Origin of the sequence: Mesorhizobium sp. M7A.F.Ca.CA.002.15.2.1 (assembly GCF_003998715.1) — a bacterium.
GTDB classification, from domain to species: domain Bacteria; phylum Pseudomonadota; class Alphaproteobacteria; order Rhizobiales; family Rhizobiaceae; genus Mesorhizobium; species Mesorhizobium ciceri.
In genome coordinates, this window is record NZ_RZPI01000211.1 from 1 (window position 1) to 8,099 (window position 8,099).

General features: G+C 62.3%; 8 protein-coding genes. 2 read left to right on the forward strand and 6 right to left on the reverse strand.

Translation table 11 applies throughout. The features are described 5' to 3' along the window. The 4 genes from ENZ74_RS14090 to ENZ74_RS14105 all read right to left on the reverse strand — a co-directional run. The coding region (locus ENZ74_RS14090) for an enoyl-CoA hydratase/isomerase family protein (RefSeq protein WP_164761030.1) at window positions 1-746 on the reverse strand (746 nt) is incomplete at its 3' end. Beyond that, window positions 739-2,340, reverse strand: coding sequence for an acyl CoA:acetate/3-ketoacid CoA transferase (locus ENZ74_RS14095; protein WP_063168954.1), 1,602 nt, complete (start codon window positions 2,338-2,340; stop codon window positions 739-741). The genes ENZ74_RS14095 and ENZ74_RS14090, both read right to left, overlap by 8 nt. Beyond that, window positions 2,337-2,516 carry a hypothetical protein gene (locus ENZ74_RS35100; protein WP_127312816.1) on the reverse strand — a complete coding sequence of 60 codons (180 nt, stop codon included), beginning with the start codon at window positions 2,514-2,516 and terminating at the stop codon, window positions 2,337-2,339. The genes ENZ74_RS14095 and ENZ74_RS35100 overlap by 4 nt, the downstream gene beginning before the upstream one ends. Then, complete coding sequence (locus ENZ74_RS14105; protein ID WP_013529706.1) at window positions 2,513-3,571, reverse strand: LacI family DNA-binding transcriptional regulator; 1,059 nt, start codon at window positions 3,569-3,571, stop codon at window positions 2,513-2,515. The genes ENZ74_RS35100 and ENZ74_RS14105 overlap by 4 nt, the downstream gene beginning before the upstream one ends. A gap of 239 nt (window positions 3,572-3,810) precedes the next feature. Here ENZ74_RS14105 and ENZ74_RS14110 point away from each other — a divergent pair, with 239 nt between their 5' ends. Next, a complete protein-coding gene (locus tag ENZ74_RS14110; protein ID WP_063168953.1) occupies window positions 3,811-4,965 on the forward strand; it encodes a dihydrodipicolinate synthase family protein in 1,155 nt (384 codons plus the stop codon). Window positions 4,966-5,020: 55 nt separating this feature from the next. Here ENZ74_RS14110 and ENZ74_RS14115 read toward each other — a convergent pair whose 3' ends face one another. Together ENZ74_RS14115 and ENZ74_RS14120 are read right to left on the reverse strand one after the other, a co-directional pair. Beyond that, window positions 5,021-7,189, reverse strand: coding sequence for an alginate lyase family protein (locus tag ENZ74_RS14115; protein WP_244514234.1), 2,169 nt, complete (start codon window positions 7,187-7,189; stop codon window positions 5,021-5,023). Window positions 7,190-7,417: 228 nt separating this feature from the next. Beyond that, window positions 7,418-7,708 carry a hypothetical protein gene (locus ENZ74_RS14120; RefSeq protein WP_127219021.1) on the reverse strand — a complete coding sequence of 97 codons (291 nt, stop codon included), beginning with the start codon at window positions 7,706-7,708 and terminating at the stop codon, window positions 7,418-7,420. Window positions 7,709-7,910: 202 nt separating this feature from the next. Here ENZ74_RS14120 and ENZ74_RS14125 point away from each other — a divergent pair. Next, window positions 7,911-8,099, forward strand: a 189-nt coding sequence (locus ENZ74_RS14125; RefSeq protein WP_245470951.1) for a lysozyme inhibitor LprI family protein, incomplete at its 3' end; no start/stop codon positions are given.

Here is an 8,099-nt window from a genome sequence, read left to right on the forward strand (position 1 = left end):
GCCTTGAAGGCATCGACGCCGGCCTTCAGATCGCCGGTCAGGGCGATGAAGCCGCTGGCCAGCGCTTCGGTGGCGGCGGCACTTTCCTCGCCTTCGGCGACCGCGATCATCAGCTTGGCGGCTTCCGTCGCCAGCGGGCCGCGCTCGGCGATCTTTTCCGCCCACGCCTTTGCTTCTTCGTGTGCGTTGCCAGTTGCGACCACCCGGTCGACGATGCCCAGGGCGAGTGCCTCGGGGGCGAGAAGGATCTCGCCGCCCAGCGCCATGCGGCGCACCGTCTGCGCGCCGAAGCGGCGCACGGCGCGCTGCGTACCGGACCAGCCGGGCACGACGCCAATCGAGGTTTCCGGGAAGCCTAATTTCACTTGTGTTTCCGCCACGCGCAAGTCGCAAGCCGCAGCCAGTTCCAGGCCGCCGCCAAGCGCATGGCCGGACAGGACGGCGATTGTCGGCTGCCGCAGCCGCGCCAAGCGGTCGAAGACGCGGTGGCCGTAGCGCACCCACTGCACCTGGAAATCGGCGGCACTCATCTGCGCCCAGGCTTCGACATCGCCACCGGCGCAAAAGCCCTTGCCTTCGCCGCGCAGCAGCACGACGCGGACGCCCTCGGCCATCTCGGCCGCGTCGAGCGCCGTCTCTAGCGCCCGCAGCATCGGAATGTCCAGTGCGTTGAATTTCTCCGGCCGGCGCAGCGTGATGGTACCGATGGCGCCATCCTGCTCGAAGGTGACGAGAGGCTCAGCCACGCGCGCCTCCGACCGAGGCGCCGCCATTCAGCGACAGGCCTATCGGTTGCTCCTGATAGAGGGCTGCCGGTGTCGTCTTGAGGTCCCTGGCAACGGCCAACGGAATTTCCGACTGGGCCAGCACATCACGCTGCAGATCGATGCCGGGTGCGAGTTCTGTGACGACCAACCCCTCCGGCGTCAGCTTCATCACGCAGCGTTCGGTGACATAGGTGATGTCCTGTCCCTGCGCCACCGCGCGCTTGCCCGAAAACGAGATGTGCTCGACTTCGTTGACCACCTTCTTGACCTTGCCCTCGTGGTCGATGCGGATGCCGCCATCGGCCAGAGACAGCTTGGCGCCGGCATTGAAGAAGCCGGAGAAGACGATCTTCTTCGCCCGTGCGGTGATGTCGACAAAGCCGCCGGCGCCGGCGGTGACATGCGGCCGCGCCGAAAGCTTCGAAACATTCACAGAGCCGTGTCGATCGATCTGCAGGAAGGACAACAGCGAGGCGTCGAAGCCGCCGGCCTGGAAATAGATGAACTGGTGCGGCGAGGGCATGAAGGCGTCGGCGTTCGATGAGCAGCCGAATTTGAAGTCGAGCAGCGGCACGCCGCCGACCGCGCCCTGTTCGATCACCCAGGTAATTTTGCCGTGCTGGCCTTCCTCGAGAAGGATGCGCGGCACATTGGCGGAAATGCCGAACCCGATATTGACGGCCATGCCGTCGCGCAACTCCATGGCGACGCGGCGCGCGATCACCTTCTGCACGTTCATCTCCGGCGTGCGGAAGCTCGACAGCGGCCGGAAGATTTCTCCCGAGATCGCCGGGTCATAGGGTGTCAGCGTCGTCTGCAACTGGTCGGGCGCAACGACGATATGGTCGACCAGGACGCCCGGCACGCGCACGTCATGCGGTTTCAGCGTGCCGTTCTCGACGACGCGCTTGACCTGCGCGATGACGATGCCGCCATTGTTGCGGGCGGCGAGCGCCTGTTCCAGTCCGCCGAGATAGGCGCCCTCATGCTCGTAGGTGAGGTTGCCGCGCTCGTCGGCCGACGTGGCGCGGATGATCGACACCTGCGGCACGATAGAGCGGAAATAGAGCCATTCCTCGCCGTCGAACTGCTGCACCGAAACGATCGGCTCGCTGGCGGCGGCGTTCATGGCGCAGCCCTGGTGGCGCGGGTCGGCGAAGGTGTCGAGACCGACTTTGGTCAGCACGCCCGGCCGCTTGGCCGCGGCTTCGCGGTGCATATCGAACAGGATGCCGGACGGCACGTTGTAGGCGGCGACCGAATTGTCGCCGATCATCTTCCAGATCTGCGGCGGTTCGGAAGAGGAGGGGCCGGACGGGTAGGAGCCGCACAAGGTACGCTTCAGCAGTCCCGGCTTGGCCAGATGGTCGATGCCTTTGATGCCATACATGTCGCCGGCTGCGATCGGGTGCAGCGTGGTGATGTTCTTCGGATGGCCTTCTGCGTCGAAGCGTTCGCCGATCGCGGCGAGCACCGCATCGGGGCAGCCGAGGCCGCTCGACGAGGACACCGACACGACCATGCCGTCCTTGACCAGGCCGGCTGCCTGCGCTGCGGAGACCACCTTGCTCAATTCACACTCCCGAGCTTAGGCTCGATTGCGACCGCCTTGCCTGATTTCGCGGTTTGCAATGCTGCTTCGACTGACGCCGATGACCAGATGCCGTCCTCGCCTTGCGCGCGGATGGCGTTGATCATGAACTGCCTGACGATCGTGCTGGCACCGATCAAGCTCCATTTGACGCTCATGCAGCGCCTCCCGAACCGGCCGCCCTGTTTCGAATGCGGCGATCCGGGCCGCAGCTTTCCCTGACCACCAGATTGACCGCGCCGATATGGTCTTCGGCCCGTGTTGTGCGTGACTGGATCATTTTCAACATGACATGGGCGGCGCGTTCGCCGAGGCCCGCCGAGTCCACCGCGACGCTGGTCAGAGCCGGCATGTAGTGCTCGGCCTCGGCCACATCGTCGAAGCCGACGATGGCGAAATCAACTCCCGGCTCAAGCCCGCGCTTGCGCAGCGCCAGCATGGCGCCAAAGGCGACGGCGTCGTTGAAGCAGAGTGCCGCGGTCGGCGGTTCAGCCATTGCGAGAGCGGTTTCGAGGCATGCGATACCACCTCTGCGGCTGGTCTCTCCCTCGACGACCAGAGTGTCGCGGTCGGAGATGCCCTGCGTCTCGCAGGCTTCGCGAAATCCGCCAAGCCGCTCGTGATAGACGACGAGATCGGACGAGCCGCCGAAGAAGACCAGCCGGCGATGTCCCTTGCCGATCAGATGAGCGGTGGCGAGATAGGCGCCGCGATGATTGTCGGGCGCGATGACCGGAATGCGGCTCTCGGGAAGCCGGCGCATGGCGAAGACCACCGGCAGACCTGCCGTCTCGATCCGCCTGAAGGCGCCCGGCGTCGTGCCGCGAGCCGGCGACACGATGAGGCCGGCGACGCCTTGCTCCATCAGCGACTTCAGCACTTCTTCCTGGCGCACCGGATTTTCCGCCGTGTTGGCGATGAACGGCACGATGCCGGCCGACTGGAAGACCCGCTCCATGCCAACCGCCAGCTCCGCGAAGAAAGGATTGGTGAGATCGTTGATGACCATGCCGATGACGTTGGAGTGCGCCTTGCGCAGATTGGCGGCGCCGCGGTTGTAGACGTAACCGACATCCTCGATCGCCTTGCGCACCTTGCTCGCTGTTTCGGGCCGGATCAGTCCGCTGCCCTGGAGCACGAGCGATACCGTCGATTTGGACACGCCCGCTTCGCGGGCGATGTCGAATATCGTCGCCTTGGCCCGGTTGGCCATCCAGATGCATCCTCCCGACTGCAGGCCCAAAACTATTGGAACGTTCTAATCTCTGCTCCGCTCGTGAGTCAATCGGGATTTTTCCCGCGCCTCGAACATCGATTGTGCGTACTCAAATGGCATGCTTCATAAGGCTTTCCTGTTGCAATGCAGCATTTCATCCTGCAGGGAGTTCGAATCTTAAAGGTCCTTGATTTATTGGAACGTTCCATTTAGTAGCGTTGTGAAGGGAGCGATGGATGGACATTTCCTTGCCTGGTGAGGGTGGCGGCAGCACCCGGTACACGCTGGTCGGCGAGCCCGTGCAGCCTGACATCGGCGCGCGATTTTCGCGTATCGCCTATGCCGCCGCGCACGTCGTTGCCGATCCGCTCGCCATGACCGATCCGTGGTCCAGACCGGTGATCGACTGGGAGAGGACGATGGCGTTCCGTCACCATCTGTGGCGGCTGGGCTTCCGCATCGCCGAAGCGATGGACACGTCGCAGCGCGGCATGGGCTTCGACTGGGCAAACGCGCAGGAATTGATCCGCCGCTCGATCGCCGAGGCGCGCACGGTCGATGGCGCCGATCTCGCCTCGGGCGCCGGCACCGACCATCTGGCGCCCGCCGCCGCCAAAACAATCGATGACGTCATCAAGGCCTATGAAGAGCAGTTCGCTTTAATCGAAGGGCTCGGCGGCAAGGCGATCATGATGGCCAGCCGGGCGTTGGCGGCAGTTGCCAAAGGGCCGGACGACTATGTCAGGGTCTACGACCGCATCCTGTCACAGTCCTCCGGCAAGGTCATCCTGCACTGGCTGGGCGACATGTTCGATCCGGCGCTCAGGGGCTATTGGGGCAGCGAGAATTTCGAGGTCGCTCTCGATACAGTCGTTGCCATCATCGAATGCCACGTTGGCAAGGTGGAGGGGATAAAAATCTCACTGCTCGATGCCGGCAAGGAGGTCGCGCTGAGGAACCGTCTGCCGGACGGCGTCGTCATGTTCACCGGCGACGATTTCAATTATCCCGAACTGATCGCCGGCGACGAGAAAAGGCACTCGCACGCATTGCTGGGTATTTTCGACGCGATTGCGCCGGTTGCCAACGCGGCGCTGGCGAAACTGGCGGAAGGCGACCGCGCCGGCTTTGACGCGTTGATGGCGCCGACCGTGCCGCTGTCGCGAAAGATCTTCGAGGCGCCGACCGAGTATTACAAAGCCGGCATCGTCCTCATGGCCTGGCTGAACGGCCATCAGGATCATTTTGCGATGGTCGGCGGTATGCAGTCGGCGCGCGGCATCCGTCACTATGCCGACGTGTTCCGCCTTGCCGACCAGGCCGGATTGCTGGCCGATCCGGAACTGGCGGTGACCAGGATGAAGAGCCTTTGCACCGTCGCGGGTGTTTGAAGCGCGGAAAGTGGTTCTCATCATCGACGTAACAGGCCAGGAATGCCGGGCGTCGCTAATGTCTCCGCCACAGCCAAAAAGGCGCGATTGCCTCGTCTGGATGAAAAATGGGCTTGGTCGCCCTTCCCAGATCGGCAGGTGGCATTCCTGCGGGATCATGGTGCGTCAGGTCGAGAAGCAGCGGCCCAAGCCGATCCGGATCGACAGTTTCGGCCGACATGGTGTGTGGCTTGTTCTCGTGCGCAACAAGCCAGTGCAGCGCCTGGACCAGTCCCAGCCCCTCGGCTGTCTTGTGTTGCCAGAGATTGTCACCGACCGAAGACAGGACACGGGCCAGCGACGTCCAGCCTTGCAAGGTAAACATGGCGTAGTGCCTGGGGCGCGTGCGGGACAGTTCCCTGGGCAAGGAGCCATCGGCTGCGATCTGGGTTGCTAGTCTCTCCCGAGCATAGAGGCTGATCTTGGCCAGGGTGGCGCTGTCGCCAAGAAACGTGGCGATCGATGCCCGCTGCAAATCGTAATATGTTCCTTGGTTGCTGCTGCTGCAGAAGGCCGTCGCGGCTGCCGGCGCGGTGTCCAGCCATTCGCAGTAGGAACCGAGCCAGGCTCTGAACGCCTCGCGATCCTCGTCGCCCAGTACTCCTGTTCGCTCGAGCAGGCGTACGGCATCCAGGAAGAAATAGAAATCCTTCAGCTCGATGATGCCGTGGCCGGACCCTTCATTGTTGTCGTGGCCCGACCGCACCTGCGCATAGCGCAAATGCGGGTTCATTCTTGTCCTGGGATCGATAAACCATGCGCGAAAGAGCCTGGCGGCGTGGACGGCATAATGATGCCCATCAAGCACGGTTGCGGCGAGCGCAAGCACGGTTGTGTCGTCGAAGACGCGCTGCAAGCGTGTGCGATCGTAGGTTTCGCTTCCTGCTGCATACAATGCCGTGCCGGGCACGCGTTCGCCATCGCGCCGGATATAGGGCAGGCCGTCGGGTCTGTCGGGGTCGGGCCACCAGTAAGGCGCAGGGTGAAAATAGTCCTGGGGATCCCCGCTGGGGGCTAGGCCAGTCTTGTCGAGCACGCTGAACGGACCGCGGGCGAGTGCCTGTCCGGCCGCGGTTTCGAGATGGTGCAGGATGGGCCCGTCCTTCACCGCGTTGGCCAGGGCGTCTTCGTCATAAAAGGCCAGGCGGGAGGTATCAAGCCGAGCGGCGACTGCCTTGGCGTCACATTGATCGACCATATCGACGATCGCCTGATCGCGGCTGACCAGACGCGCGACGAAGCCGGCCTTGCCGATCTCCAGATGCGAACGCCCTGAATCCAGGCGCGCCACCCAGCCCGCTTTCTGGAGCAGCCCGGCATCCGCCGCCCGGACCGGGCGTGGAAAATCCCAGGCGTCGTCGCGGTAGCGGTCCCAGGGGCCAGGAACTGCCAACCGCCACAGCATCTCGATTTTTGGCCGCCTTCCGTAACCATAGTTTTCGTCGAACAGTTGCGTGGTATCGGCTCGAAATATGATCTGCGGCTCCTCCTCGGCCGGCGGCTGAAAGCTCTGGTCCAGCAGAAGCGCATTGTCGACAATGCGCGCCATGGGCACCACAGCGTAGGGAAGGTGCGGGTTTTTCTCGATCGCGGACCGTATCCGCTGGAACGCAGAGGCTGTCAGGTAGCAGTTCCCGTCCCAGGGCATCAGCCATTTTGCCCTGTCGCGGGCAATCGCGAGCGCGGCGTTGCGAGCCCCATTGTTGTTCATCACATAGAGGTTCTTGCTGCGGCGGATGTGCGTTTCGTAACGCGCGGACTGTCCGCTCGCCCGGCCCTTCTCTGAGAATCGGAGGTCGCCGGCAACAAGCTGGTCGACGTCCCAGGATATCTTCCGGTACTGATCGAGTTCGAAGGGGATTGTATGAAAATTCTGGCGGCGGCTTTCGAGCAGGCCGATGATCCGGGCTTCCTCGTCGGTGTCGACTATTCGATTGACGATCCAGAATTTTTCGCAGGCGTCGAAGACCGGTTCGTTGTCCAGAATGAACAGCACGTTGTCGAATGACTGGCCCTTGCGGTGTCGCGGTTCCAGATCATTGCCGATGATCCGGACGAGCATGAAGCTGTCGGCAATCTGCGAGATCGGCGACGCCGTGTAAGTCTCGCGGGCGGCCTCGATCCGCTTGCCGAGTCCGCGCCGGTATTCAGCATTCTGCTTTGCGGAAATGAGCGCGTTGCCCAATGTCGACCACGGCGACCGCAATTGCGTGCGCACACGGTTCAGTTCGCGATATATCTTCGGCCAGGACGATAGTTTTGTCCTACCGGACTGTGAACTCATGACGGCACGCAGGGAGACCGGATCCCGATCACCGCCTCGGGGATGCGCGCGGTTTCGCCAATCATTCCGACTTTGATTCTGGACCATTTTTGAGCGTGAGGCGACGAAGCCCTGAATTGTGCGGCACGATCAATCATGGAAAACGTCTCTCGCATGTAACGTTGCGAATGTCCTGTTACGTTCTGCTGCATAAGTGACGGCAGGTTGCCAGGCAACGCCGACAGGACAATGCGATAAATCAAATCCGAAAACCACATAGCATGGCAAATGCCCCGGCATCGGCGATTCGCCTTCACGCAAAGGCAAGCTCGCAAAAGATGCGCCGGTGATCGCAATTTTCTTGGAACCAATCCTCCCGGCGCGCGACCAAGCGATGTGTCCAAACATGGTCAGCTTGTGGCGGCCGCATTCGACCGCCATTGCATCGAATACATGAGTTATCTGCCACTCCCCGCATATCACCTCACGGCCCTAGCCTCGTCCGTCCTGCATTGTTGAACCCGACAACCCTTTGCTTACTATATGGTTTTCCAGGCCTTGCCGGCTGCTCCTATGCGTGCTTACTTGTGGTTGTTTTCATGAGGGGGATACAATCATGCGTTTTCTACTTGCTGCGGTCGCCATGCTGTCGTTCGCCGCCACCGCGGCTCTGGCTGATCCAGCTTCGGATTTCAAAAGAGCCGATCAGGCATTGAACCAGACCTTCAAGCAAATCCAGAAGCGGCTTACGGATGATTCCGACGGCAAGGCACGGTTCGTGAAAGCGCAGAGAGCGTGGATTGCGTTCCGCAACGCCGAATGCACGTTTCAA

Coding starts and splice junctions, on each gene's coding strand:
- ENZ74_RS14105 (WP_013529706.1), bottom strand. CDS start 3,571: ATGGCCAACCGGGCCAAGGCGACGATATTCGACATCGCCCGCGAAGCG.
- ENZ74_RS14110 (WP_063168953.1), top strand. CDS start 3,811: ATGGACATTTCCTTGCCTGGTGAGGGTGGCGGCAGCACCCGGTACACG.
- ENZ74_RS35100 (WP_127312816.1), bottom strand. CDS start 2,516: ATGAGCGTCAAATGGAGCTTGATCGGTGCCAGCACGATCGTCAGGCAG.
- ENZ74_RS14120 (WP_127219021.1), bottom strand. CDS start 7,708: ATGGCGGTCGAATGCGGCCGCCACAAGCTGACCATGTTTGGACACATC.